Annotated in this window: 21 protein-coding genes and 1 pseudogene; 19 read left to right on the plus strand and 3 right to left on the minus strand. The window is 48.5% G+C overall.

What is annotated here, in order from left to right; genetic code table 11:
* Positions 1 to 43: 43 nt before the first annotated feature.
* The 8 genes and pseudogenes from tet (at position 44) to BN4609_RS02875 (ending at position 12110) form a co-directional block, all read left to right on the plus strand.
* Positions 44 to 1937: pseudogene (gene tet / locus BN4609_RS02840) on the plus strand (tetracycline resistance ribosomal protection protein).
* Positions 1937 to 4255, plus strand: a complete 2319-nt coding sequence (locus BN4609_RS02845) for a hybrid sensor histidine kinase/response regulator (protein WP_005944277.1) — start codon at positions 1937 to 1939, stop codon at positions 4253 to 4255. Before tet ends, BN4609_RS02845 begins: the two are co-directional and overlap by 1 nt.
* Positions 4248 to 5570, plus strand: a complete 1323-nt coding sequence (locus BN4609_RS02850; RefSeq protein ID WP_005944275.1) for a sigma-54-dependent transcriptional regulator — start codon at positions 4248 to 4250, stop codon at positions 5568 to 5570. The genes BN4609_RS02845 and BN4609_RS02850 overlap by 8 nt, the downstream gene beginning before the upstream one ends.
* Positions 5571 to 5851: 281 nt before the next feature.
* The gene (locus BN4609_RS02855) at positions 5852 to 6265 is read left to right on the plus strand and encodes a dihydrofolate reductase family protein (protein ID WP_005944197.1); all 414 of its coding nucleotides are present in this window, start codon (positions 5852 to 5854) and stop codon (positions 6263 to 6265) included.
* A 210-nt stretch (positions 6266 to 6475) separates the two neighbouring features.
* Positions 6476 to 7093, plus strand: coding sequence for an RteC domain-containing protein (locus BN4609_RS02860; RefSeq protein WP_005944195.1), 618 nt, complete (start codon positions 6476 to 6478; stop codon positions 7091 to 7093).
* A 299-nt stretch (positions 7094 to 7392) separates the two neighbouring features.
* Positions 7393 to 8523 (plus strand): ATP-binding protein, encoded by a 1131-nt coding sequence (locus BN4609_RS02865; RefSeq protein ID WP_005944193.1) that lies wholly within the window; start codon positions 7393 to 7395, stop codon positions 8521 to 8523.
* A 19-nt stretch (positions 8524 to 8542) separates the two neighbouring features.
* Complete coding sequence (locus tag BN4609_RS02870; RefSeq protein ID WP_005944191.1) at positions 8543 to 10324, plus strand: ATP-dependent nuclease; 1782 nt, start codon at positions 8543 to 8545, stop codon at positions 10322 to 10324.
* A 4-nt stretch (positions 10325 to 10328) separates the two neighbouring features.
* On the plus strand, positions 10329 to 12110 hold the full coding sequence (locus tag BN4609_RS02875; protein WP_005944188.1) for a UvrD-helicase domain-containing protein: 1782 nt from the start codon (positions 10329 to 10331) through the stop codon (positions 12108 to 12110).
* A 144-nt stretch (positions 12111 to 12254) separates the two neighbouring features.
* On the opposite strand, the gene mobC is transcribed toward BN4609_RS02875, so the two are convergent.
* Genes mobC through mobA form a run of 3 tightly spaced genes read right to left on the minus strand, consistent with a single transcriptional unit; the run spans position 12255 to position 15951 of the window.
* Positions 12255 to 14264: a conjugal transfer protein MobC gene (gene mobC, locus BN4609_RS02880; protein ID WP_005944186.1), complete on the minus strand. Its 2010-nt coding sequence runs from the start codon at positions 14262 to 14264 to the stop codon at positions 12255 to 12257.
* Between the two features lie 32 nt (positions 14265 to 14296).
* Positions 14297 to 15547 (minus strand): conjugal transfer protein MobB, encoded by a 1251-nt coding sequence (gene mobB, locus BN4609_RS02885; protein ID WP_005944183.1) that lies wholly within the window; start codon positions 15545 to 15547, stop codon positions 14297 to 14299.
* Positions 15526 to 15951 (minus strand): conjugal transfer protein MobA, encoded by a 426-nt coding sequence (gene mobA / locus BN4609_RS02890; protein ID WP_005944180.1) that lies wholly within the window; start codon positions 15949 to 15951, stop codon positions 15526 to 15528. Before mobA ends, mobB begins: the two co-directional genes overlap by 22 nt.
* Positions 15952 to 16373: 422 nt before the next feature.
* On the opposite strand from mobA, the gene BN4609_RS02895 reads away from it, so the two are divergent.
* The 11 genes from BN4609_RS02895 (at position 16374) to traK (ending at position 25057) form a co-directional block, all read left to right on the plus strand.
* Positions 16374 to 17423: a ParA family protein gene (locus tag BN4609_RS02895; protein WP_008765477.1), complete on the plus strand. Its 1050-nt coding sequence runs from the start codon at positions 16374 to 16376 to the stop codon at positions 17421 to 17423.
* Positions 17424 to 17425: 2 nt separating this feature from the next.
* The gene (locus BN4609_RS02900) at positions 17426 to 17866 is read left to right on the plus strand and encodes a DUF3408 domain-containing protein (RefSeq protein ID WP_005944168.1); all 441 of its coding nucleotides are present in this window, start codon (positions 17426 to 17428) and stop codon (positions 17864 to 17866) included.
* Between the two features lie 2 nt (positions 17867 to 17868).
* Positions 17869 to 18216, plus strand: a complete 348-nt coding sequence (locus BN4609_RS02905; protein ID WP_005944164.1) for a DUF3408 domain-containing protein — start codon at positions 17869 to 17871, stop codon at positions 18214 to 18216.
* Positions 18217 to 18237: 21 nt separating this feature from the next.
* Complete coding sequence (locus BN4609_RS02910; protein ID WP_005944161.1) at positions 18238 to 18966, plus strand: hypothetical protein; 729 nt, start codon at positions 18238 to 18240, stop codon at positions 18964 to 18966.
* 202 nt (positions 18967 to 19168) lie between these two features.
* On the plus strand, positions 19169 to 19480 hold the full coding sequence (locus tag BN4609_RS02915; protein ID WP_005944158.1) for a DUF4134 domain-containing protein: 312 nt from the start codon (positions 19169 to 19171) through the stop codon (positions 19478 to 19480).
* A gap of 11 nt (positions 19481 to 19491) precedes the next feature.
* Complete coding sequence (locus BN4609_RS02920) at positions 19492 to 19824, plus strand: DUF4133 domain-containing protein (RefSeq protein ID WP_005944155.1); 333 nt, start codon at positions 19492 to 19494, stop codon at positions 19822 to 19824.
* A complete protein-coding gene (locus tag BN4609_RS02925) occupies positions 19821 to 22331 on the plus strand; it encodes a TraG family conjugative transposon ATPase (protein WP_005944152.1) in 2511 nt (836 codons plus the stop codon). The genes BN4609_RS02920 and BN4609_RS02925 overlap by 4 nt, the downstream gene beginning before the upstream one ends.
* A 29-nt stretch (positions 22332 to 22360) precedes the next feature.
* Entirely contained in the window at positions 22361 to 22741 is a 381-nt protein-coding gene (locus BN4609_RS02930; RefSeq protein ID WP_005944150.1) for a DUF3876 domain-containing protein, read from the plus strand.
* 23 nt (positions 22742 to 22764) lie between these two features.
* Positions 22765 to 23394, plus strand: a complete 630-nt coding sequence (locus tag BN4609_RS02935) for a DUF4141 domain-containing protein (protein WP_005850484.1) — start codon at positions 22765 to 22767, stop codon at positions 23392 to 23394.
* Positions 23395 to 23397: 3 nt separating this feature from the next.
* Positions 23398 to 24402: a conjugative transposon protein TraJ gene (traJ, locus tag BN4609_RS02940; RefSeq protein WP_005944138.1), complete on the plus strand. Its 1005-nt coding sequence runs from the start codon at positions 23398 to 23400 to the stop codon at positions 24400 to 24402.
* 31 nt (positions 24403 to 24433) lie between these two features.
* Positions 24434 to 25057 carry a conjugative transposon protein TraK gene (gene traK / locus BN4609_RS02945; RefSeq protein ID WP_004308925.1) on the plus strand — a complete coding sequence of 208 codons (624 nt, stop codon included), beginning with the start codon at positions 24434 to 24436 and terminating at the stop codon, positions 25055 to 25057.
* Positions 25058 to 25059: the final 2 nt, after the last annotated feature.

Below are 25059 nucleotides of genomic sequence, written 5' to 3' on the forward strand. Positions count from 1 at the left end.
GTTTCGGCAATGCATCTATTGTAGTATATTATTGCTTAATCAAATGAACATTATAAATTTAGGAATTCTTGCTCACATTGATGCAGGAAAAACTTCCGTAACCGAAAATCTGCTATTTGCCTGCGGAGCAACGGAAAAGCGCGGCAGTGTTGATAAAGGTGACACCATAACAGACTCTATGGATATAGAAAAACGTAGAGGAATTACTATTCGGGCTTCTACGACATCTATTGTTTGGAATGGTGTGAAATGCAATATCATTGACACTCCGGGACACATGGATTTTATTGCAGAGGTGGAGCGGACATTCAAAATGCTTGATGGTGCAGTCCTCATATTATCGGCAAAGGAAGGCATACAAGCACAAACAAAGTTGCTGTTCAAGACTTTGCAAAAACTGCAAATCCCGACAATTATATTTATCAATAAGATTGATCGTGCCGGCGTAAATCTTGAGCGTTTATATCTGGACATAAAAACAAATCTGTCGCAAGACGTCTTGTTTATGCAAACGGTTGTCGATGGAGTCGTTTACCCGATTTGCACCCCAACAGATATAAGGGCAGAACACAAAGAATTTGTATGCAACCATGACGACGATATATTAGAACTATATTTGGCGGATAAAGAAATCTTACCGGCAGATTATTGGAATGCGATAATCGCTCTTGTGGCAAAAGCCAAAGCCTATCCGGTCTTGCATGGATCAGCAATGTGCAATATTGGCATCAATGAGTTGTTAGACGCCATCATTTCTTTTATATTTCCTCCGGCATCAGTCCCCAATAGACTTTCAGCTTATCTTTATAAAATAGAACATGACCCCAAAGGGCATAAAAGAAGTTTTCTAAAAATTATTGACGGAAGGCTGAGACTTCGAACCGTTATAAAAGTCAATGATTCTGAAAAATTCATCAAGATTAAAAATCTAAAAACCATTTATCAGGGCAAAGAGATAAATGTTGATGAAGTGGTTGCTAATGATATCGCAATTATAGAAGATATAGAAGAATTAAGAATCGGAGATTATTTAGGTGTTAAACCTTGTCTGATTCAAGGATTATCTCATCAGCATCCCGCCCTCAAATCTTCTGTCCGACCAGACAAGCCCGAAGAGAGAAGCAAGTTGATATCCGCTCTAAATGTATTGTTTATTGAAGACCCGTCTCTGTCCTTTTCCATAAATTCATATAGTGATGAATTGGAAATCTCGTTATATGGTTTAACCCAAAAAGAAATCATACAAACATTGCTGGAAGAACGATTCTCCGTAAAGACCCATTTTGATGAAATCAAGACTATCTACAAAGAACGACCTAAAAAGAAGGTGAATAAGATTATCCATATCGAAGTCCCTCCCAACCCTTACTGGGCCTCCATAGGACTGACTCTTGAACCTTTACCGATAGGGTCAGGGTTGCAAATCGAAAGTGAAATCTCCTTTGGTTATCTGAACCATTCTTTTCAAAATGCCGTTTTTGAAGGAATCCGTATGTCTTGCCAATCGGGATTGCATGGATGGGAAGTGACGGATTTGAAAGTAACCTTTACTTATGCCCTTTATTATAGTCCGATAAGTACCCCTGCRGATTTRAGACAATTGTCTCCTTATGTCTTCAGGTTGGCTTTGCAACAATCAGGAGTGGATATTCTCGAACCGATGCTCTATTTTGAGTTACAGATACCACAAGTAGCAAGTTCCAAAGCTATTACAGATCTGCAAAAAATGATGTCTGAGATTAAAGGTATCAGTTGTAATAATGAGTGGTGTCTTATTGAAGGGAAAGTTCCATTAAATACAAGTAAAGACTATGCCTCAGAAGTAAGTTAAGCCGTGTGGGTATCAAATAACAAAAGGCGGTTATTCTGATAATACCCGTATGGAAGAAAAGGATAAACTTTTATTCATGTTTGAAAAATCAGTATCATCAAAATAATGGAACGATCCAGGAATTTCTATAAGACAATACGGTTGGGGTATATACTTATCTCCGTTCTTATCGGATGTATAGCATATAATAGCTTCTATGAATGGCAGGAGATAGAAGCATTAGAACTTGACAATAAAAAAATAGACGAGTTCCGAAAAGAGATAAACAATATCAATATTCAAATGATAAAATTCTCTCTATTTGGTGAAACAATACTGGAATGGAACGATAAAGATATCGAACATTACCATGCACAGCGTATGGCAATGGACAGTATGCTCTGCCGTTTCAAAGCTACCTATCCGGCAGAGCGTATAGACAGCGTACGCCATCTTCTCGAAGATAAGGAACGGCAGATGTGCCAAATCGTGCAGATACTTGAACAGCAACAAGCCATCAACGATAAGATACCCCGTCAAGTACCCGTAATCGCGCAGAAAAGTGTGCAAGAACAACCCAAGAAACCTAAACGAAAAGGATTCTTGGGCATCTTCGGCAAAAAGGAAGAAGCGAAACCAACTGTGACTACCACGATGCACCGTTCCTTTAACCGGAATATGAGAACCGAACAACAGGCGCAAAGCCGTCGCTTATCGGTTCATGCCGATAGCCTTGCCGCACGAAATGCGGAACTTAACAGGCAACTGCAAGGACTGGTTGTTCAAATAGACGGGAAAGTACAAACTGACCTACAAAAGCGGGAAGCCGAGATAACAGCCATGCGGGAACGGTCGTTCATTCAGATTGGGGGCTTGACAGGGTTCGTTATACTGCTACTGGTCATATCATATATCATCATACACCGAAATGCCAACCGCATCAAGCGATATAAACAGGAAACCGCAGATTTAATTGAGCGACTGCAACAAATGGCAAAGCGAAACGAGGCACTGATAGCCTCTCGCAAGAAAGCCGTTCATACCATTACCCATGAATTACGTACACCACTGACGGCAATAACGGGTTATGCCGGACTGATGCGGAAAGACTGCAATACGGATAAAACCGGGACGTATATCCGAAACATTCAGGAATCTTCTGACCGCATGCGTGAAATGCTGAACACCCTGCTGAATTTTTTCCGGCTGGACAACGGCAAGGAACAGCCTAATTTCTCCGCATGTAGGATTTCCGCAATCACACATACGCTCGAAACGGAGTTTATGCCAATCGCCATAAACAAAGGACTGACTCTGACAATACATTGCCACAAGGATGCCTTTGTATGTACAGATAAGGAACGCATCTTGCAAATCGGGAACAACCTGCTGTCCAACGCTATCAAGTTCACGGAGAACGGCAGTGTTTCTTTGCGGGCAGATTATGATAACGGTCTGCTGAAACTTATCGTCGAAGATACGGGTACAGGTATGACCGAAGAGGAACAGCAACGGGTATTCGGGGCGTTTGAACGTCTGTCAAACGCTGCCGCAAAGGATGGCTTCGGATTAGGTCTTTCCATTGTTCAGCGTATTGTGACAATGCTCGGCGGCACAATCCGTCTGGAGAGCGATAAAGGCAAAGGTAGCCGTTTCACGGTGGAAATCCCCATGCAGACAGCCGAGGAACTACCGGAACGGATAAATCAAACACAGGTTCATCATAACCATACATTCCACGATGTGGTTGCCATCGACAATGACGAAGTGCTGCTCCTGATGCTGAAAGAAATGTATGCACAGGAAGGGATACACTGCGATACCTGCACCAATGCTGCGGAGCTGATGGAACTGATACGAAAAAAGGAATACAGCCTTCTTCTGACGGATCTGAATATGCCGGATATAAACGGTTTCGAGTTGCTGGAACTGTTGCGCACTTCCAACGTTGGCAATTCAAGGGATATCCCGGTAATCGTGACAACCGCTTCGGGCAGTTGCGGCAAAGAGGAACTTATAGAACATGGATTCACAGAATGCCTGTTCAAGCCGTTCTCCATATCTGAACTGATGGAGATTTCAAATAAATGCGCCATGAATGCGGCACAAAATGAAAAGCCGGGTTTCACCTCCCTGCTATCCTACGGCAATGAAGCCGTCATGCTGGAGAAATTGATAACGGAAACAGAAAAGGAAATGCAGTCGCTCAGGTATGCGGAACAACGGAAAGACCTTCCGGAACTGGACGCCCTAACACACCACCTGCGCAGCTCTTGGGAGATACTCCGTGCCGACAGACCGTTGAGGGAACTTTATAAACTGATTCATCACAATGGCACACCTGACGACAAAGCAATAGGCAATGCCGTAAGAGCTGTGCTGGATAAGGGTTCGGAGATAATCCGGCTGGCAAAAGAAGAAAGGAAGAAATACAACAATGGATAAGATAAAAATCATCGTGGTGGAGGACAACATCGTGTATTGCGAGTTTGTCTGTAACCTGCTGGCACGTGAGGGATTCCGTACCGTGCAGGCTTTCCACCTCTCGACAGCGAGGAAACTTCTGCAACAAGCCGCTGACGGGGACATCGTGGTTTCAGACCTGCGCCTACCTGACGGCAATGGTATCGACCTGTTGCGTTGGATGCGCAAAGAGGGTATGACGCAGCCGTTCATCATCATGACCGACTATGCCGAAGTGCATACGGCGGTTGAAAGTATGAAACTCGGCTCGCTGGACTACATACCCAAACAACTCGTGGAGGACAAACTCGTGCCTCTTCTCCGTACCATACTGAAAGAGCGGAATATCGGGCGGAGCCGTATGCCCGTGTTTGCCCGTGACGGTTCCGCCTTCCGGAAAATCATGCACCGGATAAGGCTGGTAGCACCAACCGACATGAGCGTACTGATATTCGGAGAGAACGGCACGGGCAAGGAGCATATCGCCCACCATCTGCATGATAAAAGCAAACGTTCCGGCAAGCCGTTCGTGGCTGTGGACTGCGGATCGTTAAACAAAGAGCTTGCTCCATCGGCATTTTTCGGACACGTCAAAGGCGCATTCACCGGTGCGGACAGTGCCAAGAAAGGATATTTCCATGAAGCCGAAGGCGGCACGCTGTTTTTGGACGAAGTGGGCAACCTCGCACCGGAAACCCAACAGATGCTTCTGCGTGCCATACAGGAGCGGCGATACCGCCCCGTTGGTGACAGGACGGATAGAAGTTTCAATGTCCGTATTATCGCTGCCACCAACGAGAATCTGGAAAAGGCGGTCAATGAAAAGCGTTTCCGGCAGGACTTGCTGTACCGTCTGCACGACTTCGATATAACCGTTCCGCCGCTGCGTGATTGTCAGGAAGACATCATGCCGCTGGCAGAGTTTTTCCGCGAGATTGCCAATAATGAATTGGAGTGCAAGGTTAGCGGATTCAGCTCCGAAGCACGGAAAGCGTTGCTGACCCATTCATGGCCGGGCAACGTGCGCGAGCTTCGGCAGAAAATCATGGGCGCGGTGTTGCAGGCACAGACGGGACTTGTCACGAAAGAGCATCTGGAACTTGGGATAACCGAAACAACCTCTATTACCGGCTTCTCCCTACGCAACGATGAGGAAGATAAAGAGCGGATTCTGCGTGCTTTGAAGCAGGCTGACGGGAACCGGAAGGTCGCTGCCGAATTGCTTGGAATAGGCAGGACAACACTCTATAATAAACTGGAAGAATATGGATTGAAGTATAAATTTGAGCAACCATAGCCCGCAATTCGCTGAAAATGGCTATCTTTGCATGACATATTAGAAGGTAACGGCGACTGGCAGAGCCTTTTGCCGCCTATATATAACATAAGACCGCAAGGCGTTTCGAGCGAAAATCTGGTAAATTGACACTACGGAGACGATTGCGTGATGCTTATGCTATGCCTACGCATAGCGTGCATTCACGTACTCTCCGTAAAAGGCTTTACCAGAGCCGTCGCTCGAAAGTAGTGTGATTTGCACGCTACTTTTTTGTCCTTGCCCAACGAAAGGAAACGATAATGGGTAAAGTACAGATTCTTGCCGTCCTCACGATGGACGGTTGTCAAAGCTCCGAGTTATGTTGCAAAGCGTATAAGGAACTGCGCCTTGAAGATTGCGGCATCAATAAGATAAGGGAAAACGCCCTTTATCATATCACACCGGATTATTCCATATCTATGCTTGACGAATGGCGGAAATCCACAACAGACATCTGCTATCTGGCAGAAGTCACTCCTGAAAAGGCGGACTACATCAACGGGCTGCTGCGTATGCGTGTGGTGGATGAAATCATACTTTACACGATTCCTTTCATTGCCGGAACGGGAAAGCGTTTCTTCCAGTCCGCCTTGCCACAGGGACAATGGACGCTGACCTCACAGAAGGTGTACCGCAACGGAGTGGTCCGCCATATCTATAAAGCGTGCGTTTGATGTCCGGAAAGTGGACGAATGTTCAGTAAATGAACACTTTAAGCTGAATACAATTCCTGTCGGATAAATAAATTGAGAAATTATCACACTGAAATCCAGCACCTTGCAGAGAGCGTGCCGGATTTTTTCTTTTATGTACACGCTTTTTGCCAATCATATTCATGTGCGCATACCGAAAAACAGAGTGTAAAATTTCAAAATTGACAGGACATGAATTATTTCTTATTGGCGGAAACCGAGTTCTTCCGCCGTATAAACGAAGCCGGGGACTGCAATATGGAAACGGCATACACGGCTTTCGCCACGCAAGTGATCGAACTATGCAGCGGCAATGTGGACACCAACCGCACCATCATTGCGCTGGCTTACATTGAAATCGAGTTGCAGCACCATCCCGTGCGCAATCTTCCCGAAGAAAAGAGGGAGGTTGCAGCCTACATCAGCAAGGCACTCTCTTTCGTGAGGAAGATGCAGAAGTTCCTTGCCGCTCCCCAAGTGCCACCACTAATCCCCATCCGTACATCCTCCGACAACACAACCGAAAATCCCGCCTCACCCCTGCAATGGACGGGCAACGCCATCGACCTCGTGGAACTTATCTACGGCATCAACGAGATGGGCTGCATCAACAACGGCAACATGCCGCTCAAACAGCTGGCCCCGCTTCTCTACAAGATTTTCGGGGTTGAATCAAAGGACTGCTACCGCTTCTATATAGACATCAAACGCCGGAAGAACGAAAGCCGCACCTATTTCCTTAACAGAATGCAGGAGAAACTGAACGAGAGAATGCTCCGCGACGAAGAAATGGAGCGCATGAGAAGATAAAAAATATCCATTATAAATAAAAAGACAGGATGCATGTATTCCTGTCTTTTTAGTTTATATTTGATTACATACTAATTAGTTCTATATGAAACCTTTCAATCCGATAAAGATAAACTGCAAAACATTATGTCTGGGAAATAATAGAACAATTAGTGCTATTAGCATTTATAATTACTACGAACGATGAAACAACTACTTTAAGATTGATCTATAAAAATCGCCACTTTGCAGTTTGTTTTTTGTGTAAAATTCGCCAATTAAAAAATTATGATTATCTTTGCACTATAATTCATAAAGGTATGGAAACAGTAAATAGAATACTTCAAGAGAAGATTACTGCACGAATCGCGCCCAATAAAGCAGTATTAATTTTTGGTGCCCGCCGTGTTGGTAAAACGGTAATGATGCGTAAAATTGTGGACAACTATTCAGGTAGGACTATGATGCTCAACGGTGAAGACTACGACACATTAGCACTTTTGGAGAATCGCTCAATTGCCAATTATCGACATTTGCTGGATGGTATTGATTTGCTGGCTATTGATGAGGCACAGAACATACCACAAATCGGTAGTATTCTGAAGTTGATAGTTGATGAAATACCGGGAATAAGCGTCTTGGCAAGTGGTTCTTCATCATTCGATTTACTGAATAAGACTGGTGAACCGTTGGTAGGTCGCAGTACGCAATTTTTACTTACTCCTTTTTCGCAACGGGAAATAGCACAAATAGAAACCCCTTTTGAAACTCGTCAGAATCTTGAAGCCCGTTTAATTTACGGTTCATATCCTGAAGTAGTAATGATGGAGAACTATGAACGTAAAACAGACTATTTACGCGATATTGTAGGTGCATACCTGCTTAAAGATATCTTAGCAATTGACGGCTTAAAAAATTCGAGCAAGATGCGCGATCTGCTTCGATTGATAGCTTTTCAGTTGGGCAGTGAAGTTTCTTACGATGAGTTAGGTAAACAGCTCAGCATGAGCAAAACAACAGTTGAAAAATATCTTGACCTCTTGGAGAAAGTATTCGTTATATATCGTCTTGGGGCTTACTCGCGCAATCTTCGCAAGGAGGTGACGAAAGCTGGGAAGTGGTATTTCTATGATAATGGCATTCGAAATGCTATTATAGGTGCTTTTTCACCATTGGCTATTCGGCAGGATGTTGGTGCATTGTGGGAGAACTATATCATCGGAGAGCGTCGTAAGGCGAATTTCAACGAAGGGCTGCATAAGGAGTTCTATTTTTGGCGTACTTACGATAAACAAGAGATTGATCTTATCGAAGAGAATCCTAATAATCTGACCGCATTGGAATTTAAATGGGGGAACAAGATGCCGACTGTTCCAAAAGTATTTCAAGAAGCATATCCACACGTAGAGTTTCATGTGGTGAACAGGGAAAATTATTTAGAATTTGTGTAATGTAAAAATTTATAAGAGTATGTATTTAAGCCGGTTGCATATTAGTAAGTTTAGAGTATTCGATGATATCACCTTGTATTTCAAGAATGGTATAAATATACTGATTGGAGAAAATAATTCGGGAAAAACCGCAATTATAGATGCCTTACGTATATGTCTCGGATGCGGTAAACCAGATAACTTTATTTATGTGCAAGACGGAGATTTACATGTTAATCCGGAAAATCCTTCAGAAATCAACACAGTCATACAATTTGACTTGATATTTGAATTTGGAGATGCGTCAATTGAAAGGGAATGTTTCTATGATTTCATATCACAAGATAAAGACAATCCTGACAAGCAAACGATACAGTTGCATTTGAAATTCATCCAAGAAAATAATGGGAAGAAAAAATATTTCAAACGAATAATATGGGGTGGAGACAACGAAGGGCAGCAAGTACCTTATGAATCTTTACAAGAAATCTTTTATACCTATTTAAGTCCACTAAGAGATGCCGTAAGTTGTCTGCGACCTTATTCATATGACAATAAAACATCGCAGTTATTCAACCAACTTACAAAATATGACAAAGGCAACGAAAGCATACCTCTGAATGAAGAAAAGAAAAAATCACTTGCAAAAAATCTATACCAAATCTTCGAGAATGATGCTTATGATTGGAAACATATTTTAACTACAGGAAAGAGCAAAGTTAATGAGCATCTTGAAGGTACAGGAATAACTCTAAAACATCCTGATATAGAAATGCGCTATGTAGGCCGAGAGTTCTCGGATGTTGTACGTGGTATCGAATTAAAATGTCCGGTTTATAAAACAGTCGAAGCCGGACAAGAACAGAAATACTTTACCCTATCTCAAAATGGTTTAGGTGAAAACAATCTTATTTTCACATCCGTTGTCTTAGGAGATCTTATCAACAGATGCGAAGACCATGCTTTGGAAATCTACAACGCTTTACTTGTGGAAGAGCCCGAAGCACACTTGCATCCACAGTATCAGAATACTTTCTTCGAGTATCTAAATGAATTACAAAGCAAAGGACTTCAAGTATTTGTAACATCGCACTCACCGACAATTACGGCTAAATCGGATGTCAATAATATTTCCATTTTGCAACGTAAACAAAGTATTATACAGTCATTTTCATTTGATGAATTATCGGAAGATGATTATCCGAAAGAAAGTAAACGACATTTGCGAAAATTCTTGGACACGACAAAAGCTCAATTATTTTTTGCTAACGGAGTGTTGTTGGTAGAAGGTGTCGCAGAAGCGATTATTATACCCATTCTCGCAAAGAAATTCTTGACCGAAAAAATCGACTTGTGTAAAAGTGGCATTGAATTAGTCAATATCGGAGGTGTCGCATTCAATCATTTTGGGTTATTATTTAACAATGATGATGAGAGAAAGCGACTATTGTCGAAATGTGCGATCATTACAGACAGCGATCCCAAAGACAATGGAGATATATCTGACAGAGCGCAAAAAGCAAAGGATTTAGAGAAACATAACCTGAAAGTATGTTTGGCTACACACACTCTTGAGCATGATTTATTCGAACAATCTGAGCGTAACAAAGCTATAATGCGAGATGTATATCGAAAAATACATGCTCAAACAGATGATTTAAGTGGTGATTTTAATGTCTCTACTTTAATGAAAAAACTCAAATCTAATAAAGATAAAGCGGAATTTGCATTACAACTTTGTGATAGATTAGAAACCGAAGTAGCGTTCGATGTACCTGATTATATAAAGGATGCTATTTTGTTCATAGCCCCTTCAGAATAAAAGTATGGATATTCAATTATCAGCACAACAACAAGCTGTTGTAGGTTGCAACGAGCCGAGAATTGTCGTGAAAGCCTGTCCGGGAAGTGGAAAGACTTTCTCTGTGGCTGCGCGTATGGCAAAACTTTTACGAGAGAATAATTTATCGAGACACCGAGGAATTGCAGCCATATCTTTTACCAACACTGCATGTGAGGTTATACAAAAAGAACTTAAAGAGACATTCGGTTGTCGAAATATAGGTTATCCTTCATTTATAGGGACGATTGATAGTTTTATAAATACTTACATATTTCTGCCTTATGCCCATTTAGTTATGGGATGTGATTGTCGTCCTGAAATAGTAGGAACCGCATTTAATAAATGGTTTGATTATGATCCGACCCAAACAAGATATATTAGGGGTAAGCACGGTGAACGAATAATTACATCTCGTGATACCAACTACTATTTCGATCTCATATCATTTGGGCTTAATGACCAATTATTGCGATTAGCCCCATATCAGTCATATCATTTCGGAAAAGCGGATTGGGATAATCCCAATAAGAAAGATGGTTCACCTAAAAAGATTATATCTGAATTGAAAGAGATGAAATGGAAACATTTCAATGCAGGCAAGTTCAATCAGGCAGATGCGATATATTTTACATTCAGAATATTAGATAAATATCCTTCAATAACACAAAATCTTGTCCGTAGATTTCCTATATTGATAATTGATGAAGCTCAAGACACAACAGAGTTGCAAATGGCTATAATTGATAAATTATCTCAATATGGAGCGGAATCTATTATGTTGATTGGGGATCCTGACCAAGCAATTTTTGAATGGAATACTGCCAGTCCACATTTATTTATGGAAAAATACAATAATCCAGATTGGCATTCATTGGATTTGTCGGAAAATAGACGTAGCTCCGAAAAAATATGTCAATTAGCTAATCGTTTCTCAGGAAATGAAATGTGTTCAATAGCAAGTGACAAGGATTACACAGACGAGCCATGTATTAAAGGGCATCTCGACACGCCGGAATCTGTCAATCAAATTACGAATCATTTCATCGAAAAATGCAATGAGATGGGATTGGATGAATCTGAATATGCAGTTGTATTTCGAGGACAAAAGTTTGGCGAAACAAACTTTGGATTAGTAAACAATGATAGCTCATCAAGACAGAATAGTCCGTGGATAAACGGACACTACGGCGTTAGAGATATTGTATATGGAAAATATTTGATTGATCATGGAAAATATACTGACGGACTATCTCTTATAGAAAAAGGTTGCTATAAAATAACAAAGCGAGTACGGTATGTTCCCGCAAGTACAATACGAAAAGAAATAGGGGAAGTAGGGTTTAGAAGACATAGAGCAGAAATGGTTGAGTTTATTCAAAAATTACCTTCAACGAATAATACACTGTCTAATTGGATTACGGAACTTCAACAAACGGGCATAAATCTAACTGTTGATTTGGGCAAGGCGAATGTCCGTATTGAATCGCTTTTTAGAACAGTAAATCATCTCTTTCGGCAAGAGCGACCTTACCTGAAAACAATTCATTCGGTAAAAGGCATGACATTGGAGGCTATTTTAGTATTTCTATCTAAAAAAGCTGTCAGCACGAACTATGCAACGATTTTGAATAATCCTGCAAAGTATTCTGTTGACAATAATGAAGAACTCCGCATTGTGTATGTTGCATGTACACGACCTAAAAAAATGTTATGGATAGCCGTTCCATCAGACGATATCGATTGTTGGAGAAATAAATTGTTCTAAGCAAAAACAGATGATGCGATATTGTTTGCCATCATCTGTTTTTTGCTTTATATTTAACTACTTGGTAATAATATGCTTATAACGGGGCAGAACAAGGTATCAAACTTGTCCCGCCCGTTTCCGTTACCGACTGCCTCCTGTCGGCTATTTCTGCTGCAACAGATGTTTCAGATTTTCGTCATTAGCGATGCGTTCCAACTCTTCCTGAACAATCTGTTTCACCTCCTCCTTGATGCGCCTGTAATTCGCCTGCACTGTTTCCTTCATGCAGTCTTTGCCATCCTCGTCCGTGAAGTCGGTAATGATGGGTATCGGCTTGTAGGCTTTCTCCTCGCGTTTCACCTTCTCGGCATCCACGACAATCTCACAGTGGAAAATCTTCTGCTCGATACGCTCGTTGAAGTTGTCGGACACCGAACCGACAAACATGCCCTGCGTCAATCCGGAAATCTTGCTCGGCGGGATAAGCGCGTCCATCTGCGTGTTGATGGATGTAGAAACGTCCTGCCGGTTGATAGAGATAGACTGCCGTTTTTGCAACACCTTTCCGAACCGCTCCGAAAGCGTCTTGGCGGTTTCGCCCACCACCTGACCGGAGAAGATATTTCCGACAGTATTCATCACGACTTTGGCTTCTTTATCGCCATAGTCACGCACCAACTGGCTGAAATCCTGAAATCCCAGACATACGGCAACCTTGTTGCTTCGTGCGGTGGCGATAAGGTTGTCCAGCCCCTTGAAATATATCGTCGGAAGCTCGTCGATGATAACTGACGACTTCAACATCCCTTTCTTGTTGATGAGCTTCACGATACGGGAATTATACAGACCGAGAGCCGCCCCGTAAATGTTCTGACGGTCCGGATTGTTGCCCACACAGAGGATTTTCGGCTCTTCGGGATTGTTGATGTCCAGCGTGAACTCGCTGTCCGACATCACCCAATAGAGCTGCGGGGAAATCATGCGTGACAGTGGAATTTTCGCCGATGCGATCTGCCCCATCAACTGCTCGGCAGCCCCTCCGAGCCATGCGTCCATGAACGGTGAGAGATAGTTCTCCAGTTCGGGATAAGAGGTCAGAATCGGGAAAATATCCTCATAGCGGCGGTTCAGGAACTCGATGGCATGGGGGAACGTGCAATACTTGCCGTTCTGAAAAATTTTAAGATACCAGATGATAGCCGCGAAAAGGATGATGGGCGATTCCACAAAGAAGTCGCCCTGCTTCTGCACCCAACTTTTATTTAAGTTGAGCATGATGGTGTACGCGCTCTCGTAAGCGTCCGTGATGTCCTCCATGAAGTCCGGGTGAATGGGATTGCAACGGTGCGAGCGTCGCGGGTCGTCGAAGTTTATCACATAAAACTTCGGCTTCACCTTGTACCCCTCCGGGTGGTTGAGCAGATGATTATAGGCAATCGTGGACAAGTCACTGAATTTGAAATCATAGACATACATCGAGAAGCCCTTCTCAATCTGCTGCTTGATGAAATTGTTTACTACCGCGTATGACTTTCCGCTGCCCGGCGTACCCAACACGATGGACGCACGAAACGGATTCACGACATTGATCCAGCCGTTGTTCCAACGTTTCCTGTAATAAAAGCGTGTGGGCAGATTGACCGAATACTCGCTTTCGATAAGCCGTGTTTCCTGCATGAAGCTCTCGTTCTCGTTGTTGAACACGTCATCCATGAGGTTATGCTTCAACAGGCGGCTCATCCACAGACCGCCCATCAGCAGGCATACATAGCCCGTGCCTACGGTCAGCACGTAAAGCCCCGTCACCGCTTCAACCGGCAGCGGCAATGCCAGTATCCACCAATTGAGGAAGAACAGCACGAACCCTGCGGCAAGTGCCGTCCAGATTCTTCCCCAAGTGATTTTCTCTCCCTTCACACCCTTTGTCCCCAGACAGGACAGGGCAAGCAGGAGAACGGCAAACAGTTTCGTGTAGAGGATGGAACGGAACAGCCCCGCCGTGCGGTCGAAGTTCATCAGGATTCTGTCCACCACGCCGATGTCCACGCCCCATAGCCGTATGGCTTCATAGCAGAACCAGTACACGTTCATGACCACTAAAATAATACTCACGGCACGCAGAAAATCCATGATTTTCGCCAATGCCCTCAAATCGTCTTCTTGTTGTGACATAGATTGAAAATTTTTGATTGTTGATACCTCGATTACATTCCCAAGCCCTTGCGCCTTTTCTTTTTCTTCTTGCGCTGCATCGCCCGGATAAAGGCTTCCTCCTCGGCATCCACTGCCGGACCTTCGGGAGTGAGCAGACCGACACCGCCCACCGTGTCCTCGTGGTCGGATGCGGTCTGTCTGCGCATATCCTCTCCTGTTTCCACCGGAACGGACAGCGGAATCGGCGGCTGTCCGGCATAAGGCAGCGTGAAGTGTTCCTGCAAGGCGTTGGCGGAAAGCTCCTTGCCCATGCGCGAGCCATTCAGCACGCAGCCCGTGCGGTGGTCGATGAACGTGGCTCCGTAGATGCGTCCTTCCTCCGTATAGCGCAGCACGGTGTCGATACCCTTCTCCCTGAGCCGCGAAACGAACTTCTCCTTGTCATACGTGCCTTCAAGCACGGAAAGGACGGCGCGTTTTGTCATGTCGGCGAGTTTCCGGTCCTTAATCTCCTGCTTGGAACGGGCAAACTTCTTCTGCACGGCTTCATAGCCGGCGGACTTCCCGAAAAGCGAGGACTTGAACGGGTTGCCCGTCTTATTCCCGGCATCATCGGTGACGGAATAGACCAGCCCGTGATACTCGCGTCCGCGCACGTTTCCCCGCGCTTCCTCCACCGTCATATTATATAAGGAAAGGAGGGCGCGGTATTCACCCATCGTCTGGAAACGGTACTGTCCGTTCAGAGCCTTGACGGTATTCCCGATCTGCCTCTTCACGTCGCCCGCCGAAGCGTCCACCTTGCGCAGCGGGTTCTCTATCCGTTGATTCTTACGTTCCGCCGGGTGCAGCCCGTACTTTTGTTCCAGTTCCCGCCGGATGCGGTCGCTGCGACGGAAAAGGAAATCCTGATTGAGCCGCCTGCCTTTCTCATCCACATTGATTGTCACGATATGCAGATGGTGGCGGTCTATGTCCTCGTGCTTGACAACAAGGTACGGCTGGTTGCCGTAGCCGAGTTTCTCCAGATACTCGCGTGCGATGTCCTGCAATTCCGTGTCGGTCAGCACGTCGTCGGGATGCGGGTTGAGAGAGATATGGAGTACCGGTTTCTCCACCCTCGTATGCTCCGGCATACAGGCAAGAAAGCCCTCCATCGCCTTGCGTATGTCCACCGTCCCCGTGCCGTCATTGTAGATGCGGTTGGTGGTGAGCAGACGCCCTTTCGCCTCGTTGATCTTTTCCCCGTTGTAGGCAAGCGCGCCGTACAACGACTTTCCTACACTGATTTTTGCGACCATTTCGCCTCCATTTCCCTTGAAAGTTCCACAATCTGACGGCTCAGTTTCACGAGTTCGACGGTCTGTTGCTCCAGCTTGTAGAGCAACGCCATCGCCTTTTTCTCGGAAAAATGCAGCCTGAGTTCCTTCACGACTTGGTTGTAGTTCGTGCCTACCGCGCGGAACTGCGCATGGAAATCGGACAGTCTGGTGTAGTAATCCACCAGCGTCCTGTCCACTTTCAGCACCCTGAACGGCTGCCCGAAGAAGTGCGCCTTGATGAAAACCGACTTGGCGTAAACGCCCGACTTCTCGAACATGGCGAGGAAACGGTTGTGTTCCTCCTCGTTGAAACGGACGGTGTAGCGGAACACCGCCGGATCAAGTTTGGGATTTCTCCCGGTCTTGTTTCTTTTCTCTTTCATATAAACTTTGGATTTAGCGGATGGACGGCATAAGCCGCCGCTTCTTGGCACAGACACCGCAGGTTTGAAAGGCTTCCCGACTTCGGAGAGGAAGCCCGCCCCCTGCAAGGGCAAGTGCTTTTCGTGGCTGCTCAAAACGTTTTGAGCGGCTGAAAAGACATCTTGCTATGTTCAGACGAACATAAAAATCCGTCGGGGACGGATTGGGGGAATACCTTTCAAACTCCGGGCTGCGCCACCTGCGGCGAACCCTGCCGTTCGGGTGCAAAGTTACGCCCTTAAAGCGGTATCGGACAGAGGCTTGCCCCGGACAATCAGTGCCAACCGGCGCAACATGCCGCCACTTGCCGGGGAAGTGGTGCGGATTCAAAAATATCCTTGTTTATTTGCAGCATGATTCAAGAAACGAACGATTTGAAGATATGAAAAATGAGGCTTTCAAATACCCGGCAAACCGCTTCGGCGGCTATTTGCCAGACCGGATACCCGAACCTTCGGATGCCCGGCTTTCCAATGACGCGGTGATTCACGGATTCAATGACTTCATGACGCAATGTCGTCATTCACCAGTTATCCGAATCCCTGCCTCACCGTTGAAGCGGATACGTGACGAACCGGACAGGCGGAGATTCGCGGACGCGGATATACATGTCACCGATTCCGTATCGGAGCAGGAAAACAATTCATCAACCATTAAAACCAACAGAACCATGAGTAATGAAACATTCGTTGCATTCGCAACACAGAAAGGGGGCATCGGCAAATCCACCGTCACGGCACTTGCCGCCAACTACCTCCACAACGTGAAAGGACACAATGTCGCCGTCATAGACTGCGACGCCCCGCAGCACAGCATACACGGGTTGCGTGAGCGTGAAACGGGACTTATCGGCGGGAGCCTCTATTTCAAGGCACTCGCGTGTGACCACTTCCGCAAGATAAGGAAGAACGCCTACCCGGTCATCGCAAGCGACGCCCTTAACGCCCTCGATGATGCCGAAAGGATGCTTGCCGAAGAAAAGGTGAAACCCGACGTCGTGTTCTTCGACATGCCGGGAACCCTGAAAAGCAACGGCGTGGTCAAGACCCTCTCGCAGATGGACTACATCTTCGCGCCCATGAGTGCCGACCGTTTTGTCGTGGAAAGCACCCTGCAATTCGCCGTGATGTTCCGCGACAACCTCATGACGACGGGACAGGCGAAAACAAAAGGGCTGTACCTCTTCTGGACGATGGTGGACGGCAGGGAGAAGAACGGGCTTTACGACCTGTATGGGGATGTGATAGCCGAGATGGGGCTGCCGGTGCTGTCCACCCGCCTGCCCGACAGCAAGAAGTTCCGGCGCGACCTCTCGGAAGAGCGCAAGAGCGTGTTCCGCTCTACCATCTTCCCGATGGATGCGTCCCTGCTGAAAGGGAGCGGCATCCGTGAGTTCTCGGAAGAGATAAGCCGTATCATCAGACCTCAATAATCATGGGCAGCAGGAAAGTGAACACCGAAGGCATTGACGAGGAACTGTTGATAGCCTCCATCGGCAGACGCAGGCAGGACGGGACCCTGTACCACGCGCAGGAGCCGCCCGCACCTGCTCCCGAAGAAGAAAGCGTCCCTGAAACGGAACCGCCGCCCGTGCAATACACGGCAAAGGAAAAACCGCAGAGGGACACCGTCCGCCGCAAACGGCAGGAGGACGACTATTCCGGGCTGTTCCTCCGCCGCAACGAGATAAAGACGCGCCAGTGCGTCTATATCAGCCGCGACGTCCACAGCAAGATTCTCAAAATCGTGAACGACATCGCCGGGCGTGAAATCTCGGTAGGCGGCTACGTGGACACCGTGCTGCGCCAACATCTGGAACAGCACAAGGAGAAAATAAACGAACTGTACAAGAAACAACGTGAAGACTTGATTTGAATATGGAAAAGAACCAGAAAAACAGAAGTCCGCAGCATGACGGCGGCGGTATGCTTGCCCAAGTGCAGGCGAGTGTGGAAATCCTGTCCCCCGTGCCGTTATGCGGCAAATGCGGTGAGAAGGACTATGAACGGCTGTTCATCCGTGAAGCCGAAGTGAAGGCACGCGAGGGAAAGATGGCGTATGTGCGCCCGGAGTACCACGACCGCATCATGCGCATCACCCGTGTGATCGGGCATGACCGGCTGTCGCTGTCCGCCTACATCGACCATGTGCTTACGCACCACTTCAACCAGTGCGAGGAGGCGATAAAAAGCCTTTACGCCCGGAATTACGACGCAGTATTTTAACCCTCAAAAAAGAGAACGTGCATGAGTGAAACAATAAGCATGACTGATATTCTGCTGACCGTATCGGTCGGCTGCAACCTGTGGTTCCTGTTCCTGCTCCTTTATGACAGGATCATGGAAACCAGACTTGTCCGCTTCCTCAGAAGCATAGCCGGAGTGTGGCGGTCGTTGGGCGGCACGGCGGCAAAGCCCGAAGCGGTAAGGGAAATACCGCCCGCAGACACCCCGGACATCATCGGCAAGAGCCGTTTCAGGATGGCATCGACCCGGACAACCGCTGCCATACCGACGCAAGAAGCCGCCACTTCGGAAAAAGGCATTGAGCTGACGGAGGAAGAGGCTACTTTTGACGACGGAAACACGGAAACCGTGTCCCGTCCCGCCCAAATCCCGGAGGATAAACTCGACGAAACCTTCACGAGCCTCACGCCTTCGGAACTGGAGTTCGGGGAGGACGAGCCGGAGGAAGAAACGCCCGACGCGCCGAGGGCATCCGGAAGCAGCTTCGACGAGATAGACGATGCGGTCAGAACCGCCAAGAACCCGGAAGCGACAACGACGGAACGGGAGCGGGCGGCAAAGGTCTTCACCGACATGGAAGGGACGGAGCTGTACGAGAAGCTGATGACCGGCTCGTCTGAAATGAGCATCCGCATCAAGGGGCTTATCGAAATCCGGCTGAAGAAACCGAAAAAGGATTTTGTCGTCCCGGACAATATTGAGGACTTCGACATCCGCAACTATGTATAACGACTAAAAAAGAATGAAAATGAAAACGTAAGACGGCATCACCCACGCGCACGGCGGTACAAGGTACAGCCGGTCCGCAACGGACACACCCAAGTCCGTAGAAACAAACGGGCAACCCACTAAACCAAAGAAAAGTAACCGAGTATCAACCGCCCGACAAAGGACCATCCACCCTTTTGACGGCACAAAACAAGAACAGTTTATGAACAAGAACAACAGACAGAAACTTATCCTCTCAGCGGCACTTCTGGTTGCCGTAACCGCCTCCGCCTTCGCGCAGGGGAACGGCATCGCGGGCATCAACGAAGCCACCTCTATGGTGAGTTCGTACTTCGACCCCGGCACGAAACTCATCTACGCCATCGGCGCGGTAGTCGGGCTTATCGGGGGCGTGAAAGTGTACGGGAAATTCTCGTCCGGCGATCCCGATACCTCCAAAACAGCGGCAAGCTGGTTCGGAGCGTGCATCTTCCTGATTGTCGCCGCCACCATCCTGCGCTCATTCTTCCTTTAATAAACCAATGTATGGCTGAATACCCGATAAACAAGGGTATCGGCCGTCCGGTAGAATTCAAGGGCTTGAAGGCTCAGTACCTCTTCATCTTCTGCGGAGGTCTGCTGGCTCTCTTCGTCCTGTTCGTCATCCTCTACATGGTCGGCATCGACCAGTGGGTATGTATCGGCTTCGGCGTGGCATCGTCTTCCGTCCTCGTGTGGCAGACCTTCGCACTGAACGCCCGGTACGGCGAACACGGACTGATGAAATTAGGGGCAACAAGGAGCCATCCCCGATACCTTATCAACCGGCGGCGGATCACCCGATTATTCAAACGGAAACGAAAGGAAGAAACGACATGAGGAATACATCCAAAATGACAACACTGGAAAACAAGTTCCCGCTATTAGCGGTGGAGCAAGGCTGCATCATCTCCAAAGACGCCGACATCACGGTGGCTTTCGAGGTGGAGCTGCCGGAGCTTTACACCGTGACGGGCGCGGAGTACGAGGCGATACACGGCTGCTGGTGCAAGGCGATCAAGGTGCTGCCGGACTTCTCCGTTGTCCACAAGCAGGACTGGTTCATCAAGGAGAAGTACAGACCGGAGTTGCAAAAGGAGGACATGAGTTTCCTCTCACGGAGCTTCGAGCGTCACTTCAACGAGCGACCGTACCTGAAGCACACGTGCTACCTCTACCTAACCAAGACGACGAAGGAGCGTAACCGGATGCAGAGCAATTTCAGCACGCTGTGCCGGGGGCATATCATCCCGAAGGAGCTGGACAAGGAAACCGCCGCGAAGTTCATGGAGGCTGCGGAACAGTTCGAGCGCATCATCAACGACAGCGGCTTTGTCAGGCTGCGCCGCCTCTCCACCGACGAGATTGTGGGGACGGAAGGCAAAACCGGACTGATAGAGCGTTATTTCTCGCTCATGCCCGAAGGCGATGCCACGTTGCAGGACATAGACCTCTCGGCACGGGAGATGCGCATCGGCGACAACCGCCTGTGCCTGCACACCCTGTCCGACGCGGAAGACCTGCCCGGCACGGTGGCTACCGACACCCGGTATGAGAAACTCTCCACCGACCGCTCGGACTGCCGCCTCTCCTTTGCATCCCCGGTGGGGCTGCTGCTCTCCTGCAACCACATCTACAACCAGTACGTGATTATCGACAACAGCGAGGAGAACCTTCAAAAATTCGAGAAGTCCGCGAGGAATATGCAGTCGTTATCCCGATACAGCCGGAGCAACAGCATCAACCGCGAGTGGATAGACCGATACTTGAACGAGGCGCACTCCTACGGTCTGACCTCGGTGCGGGCGCACTTCAACGTCATGGTGTGGAGCGACGACGCGGAAGAGCTGAAGCACATAAAGAACGACGTGGGCAGCCAGCTGGCAAGCATGGAGTGCGTGCCGCGCCACAACACCATCGACTGCCCGACACTCTATTGGGCGGCGATGCCCGGCAATGCTGCGGACTTTCCGGCGGAAGAGAGTTTCCACACCTTCATTGAACAGGCGGTGTGCCTCTTCACGGAGGAAACCAACTACCGCAGCTCGCTCTCGCCCTTCGGCATCAAGATGGTGGACAGGCTCACGGGAAAACCGCTGCACCTCGACATCAGTGACCTGCCGATGAAGCGGGGCATCACCACGAACAGGAACAAGTTCGTATTAGGTCCTTCGGGTAGCGGCAAGTCGTTCTTCATGAACCATTTGGTGCGCCAATATTACGAGCAGGGCGCGCATGTGGTATTGGTGGACACGGGAAACTCCTATCAGGGATTGTGCGAGATGATACGGCGCAAGACGGGCGGCACGGACGGCGTGTATTTCACCTACACGGAGGAGAAGCCCATCAGCTTCAACCCGTTCTACACCGACGACTACGTGTTTGACGTGGAGAAGAAGGACAGCATCAAGACGCTGCTGCTGACGCTCTGGAAGTCGGAGGACGACAAGGTGACGAAAACCGAAAGCGGGGAATTGGGCAGTGCCGTGAGTGCCTACATCGAGCGCATCAGGGCAGACCGGAGCATCGTGCCGTCGTTCAACACTTTCTACGAGTACATGCGCGACGACTACCGCAGGGAACTGGCGGAGCGTGACATCAAGGTGGAGAAGGAGGACTTCAACATCGACAACATGCTCACCACCATGCGGCAGTATTACCGGGGCGGACGCTACGACTTCCTGCTCAACTCGGCGGAGAACATCGACCTGCTGGGCAAACGGTTCATCGTCTTCGAGATTGATTCCATCAAGGACAACCGCGAACTGTTCCCGGTAGTGACCATCATCATCATGGAAGCCTTCATCAACAAGATGCGGCGTCTGAAAGGTGTGAGAAAGCAGCTTATCGTGGAAGAGGCTTGGAAGGCTCTCTCTTCGGCAAATATGGCTGACTACCTGCGCTATATGTACAAGACGGTGCGCAAGTATTTCGGTGAGGCAATCGTGGTGACGCAGGAGGTGGACGACATCATTTCCTCACCCGTTGTCAAGGAGAGCATCATCAACAACTCGGACTGTAAAATCCTGCTCGACCAGCGCAAGTACATGAACAAGTTCGACCAGATTCAGGCGTTGCTCGGACTGACGGAGAAGGAGAAGTCGCAGATACTCTCCATCAACATGGCGAACAACCCCTCACGGCTCTACAAGGAGGTGTGGATAGGCTTGGGCGGCACGCAGTCGGCGGTCTATGCCACCGAGGTGAGCGCGGAGGAATATCTGGCGTACACCACCGAGGAAACGGAAAAGGTGGAGGTGTACCGTCTGGCGGAGCAATTGGGCGGCGACATCGAAGCCGCCATCCGGCAGCTTGCCGAAAGGCGGAGAAACAAGAACAATCAATAAACCAATCATCAACAAAAAAAGAAAAGCGTATGAGCATATCAAAAATTAAAATGCTGCAAGTCAGCAAGTGTTTAATCGGACTGGCGGTCATGGTGCTGCAATCCTGCGACGTGGCGGAGAACCGCCGCGACTTGCTGTGCGGGAAATGGGAAAGCGTGGAGGGCAAGCCCGACGTGCTTATCTACAAGGAGGGCGAAGCCTACAAGGTGACGGTATTCAAACGGAGCGGCATCCGCCGCAGGCTGAAACCGGAAACCTATCTCTTGCAGGAGGAGAACGGCAACCTGTTCATGAACACCGGCTTCCGCATCGACGTGGCGTATAACGAAGCCACCGACGTGCTGACCTTCTCACCCAACGGGGACTACGTGCGTGTGAAGCCGCAGCCGGAAACTCCGGCAGAAAAATAAGAACCGCTAAAATCCAAAGAAACATGAGAACAAGAATAACATTCGTCATCTGCCTGTGCCTGCTTTTCGCGGGCAGGGCTTCCGCCCAATGGGTCGTGAGCGATCCGGGCAATCTGGCGCAAGGCATCATCAACGCCTCGAAGAACATCATCCACACCTCGAAGACCGCCACGAACATGGTGAACAACTTTCAGGAAACGGTGAAAATATACGAGCAGGGCAAGAAGTATTACGACGCCCTCAAATCGGTGAACAATCTGGTCAAGGACGCCCGCAAGGTGCAGCAGACCATCCTGATGGTGGGCGACATCACGGACATCTACGTGACCAGCTTCCAGAAGATGCTGCGCGACGACAACTTCACGGTGGAGGAACTCGGAGCCATCGCCTTCGGGTACACGAAGCTGCTGGAGGAATCCAACGACGTGCTGACGGAGCTGAAGAACGTGGTGAACATCACCACGCTCTCCATGACGGACAAGGAGCGCATGGACGTGGTGGAACGCTGCCACTCCAAGATGAAACGTTACCGCAACCTCGTGAGCTACTACACCAACAAGAACATCAGCGTGAGCTACCTGCGTGCGAAGAAGAAAAACGACCTTGACCGCATCATGGGGCTGTACGGCAGTATGAACGAAAGATACTGGTAGCCTATGGAGTTCGACAACCTTCACCAGATTCTCCGCTCGCTCTACGAGCAGATGATGCCGCTGTGCGCCGACATGGCGGGCGTGGCGAAAGGCATCGCCGGGCTGGGCGCGCTCTTCTATGTCGCCTACCGGGTATGGCAGTCGCTGGCGAGAGCCGAACCGATAGACGTCTTCCCGATGCTCCGTCCCTTTGCCGTCGGTCTGTGCATCATGTTCTTCCCTACGGTGGTGCTTGGCACGATAAACAGCGTCCTCTCGCCCGTCGTGCAGGGTACGGCGAAACTGCTCGAAACGCAGACTTTGGACATGAACAAGTACCGTGAGCAGAAGGACAGGCTGGAATACGAGGCGATGGTGCGCAATCCCGAAACCGCCTACCTCGTGTCCAACGAGGAGTTTGACAAGCAACTGGAGGAATTGGGCTGGTCGCCCTCCGACATGGTGACGATGGCGGGGATGTATATCGACCGGGGGATGTACAAGATGAAGAAGGGCATCCGCGACTTCTTCCGCGAGATACTGGAACTGATGTTCCAAGCCGCCGCCCTCGTGATAGACACCATCCGCACGTTCTTCCTCGTGGTGCTGGCGATACTCGGTCCGATAGCCTTCGCCATATCGGTGTGGGACGGCTTCCAAAGCACGCTCACGCAGTGGATATGCCGCTACATTCAGGTCTATCTGTGGCTGCCCGTGTCGGACATATTCAGCACCATACTCGCCAAGATTCAGGTGTTGATGCTCCAGAGCGACATCGAGCGCATGCAGACCGACCCCAACTTCTCGCTGGATTCCAGCGACGGGGTGTATATCGTGTTCATGATAATCGGCATCATCGGCTACTTCACCATTCCGACGGTGGCGGGCTGGATCATTCAAGCCGGGGGCATGGGCGGCTACGGGCGCAACGTGAACCAGATGGCGGGACGCGCCGGAAGCATGGCGGGCAGCGTGGCGGGTGCTACCGCAGGCAACATGGTCGGACGTGCCGGGAAACTGCTGAAATAATCAATGTGCAATTATAAACGGAAAAAGTAAAATGGAATTCAAGTCACTCAAAAACATCGAATCATCGTTCAGGCAGATACGCCTGTTCGGTATCGTCTTCCTCTCGCTGTGCGCCGTGATAACGGTATGGAGCGTGTGGAGTTCCTACCGCTTCGCGGAGCGGCAGCGTGAAAAGATCTATGTGCTGGATAACGGCAAGTCGCTGATGCTGGCACTCTCGCAGGACCTCTCGCAGAACCGTCCGGCGGAAGCGAGGGAGCATGTGCGCCGCTTCCACGAGCTGTTTTTCACGCTCTCGCCCGAAAAGAGCGCGATAGAACACAACGTGAAGCGTGCGTTGCTGCTGGCGGACAAGAGCGTGTACAACTACTATTCGGACTTCGCCGAGAAAGGGTACTACAACCGCATCATCGCCGGTAACATCAACCAAGTGCTGAAAGTGGACAGTGTGGTGTGCGACTTCAACGGCTATCCCTACCGTGCCGTGACCTACGCCACGCAGAAGATCATCCGGCAGAGCAACGTCACAGAGCGCAGCCTCGTGACCACTTGTCGCCTCTTGAACTCGTCTCGTTCGGACGACAACCCCAACGGGTTCACCATCGAGGGATTCACCATCATCGAGAACAAGGATTTACAAACCATCAAAAGGTAAAC

Origin of the sequence: Leyella lascolaii, assembly GCF_900079775.1 — a bacterium.
GTDB lineage: Bacteria > Bacteroidota > Bacteroidia > Bacteroidales > Bacteroidaceae > Prevotella > Prevotella lascolaii.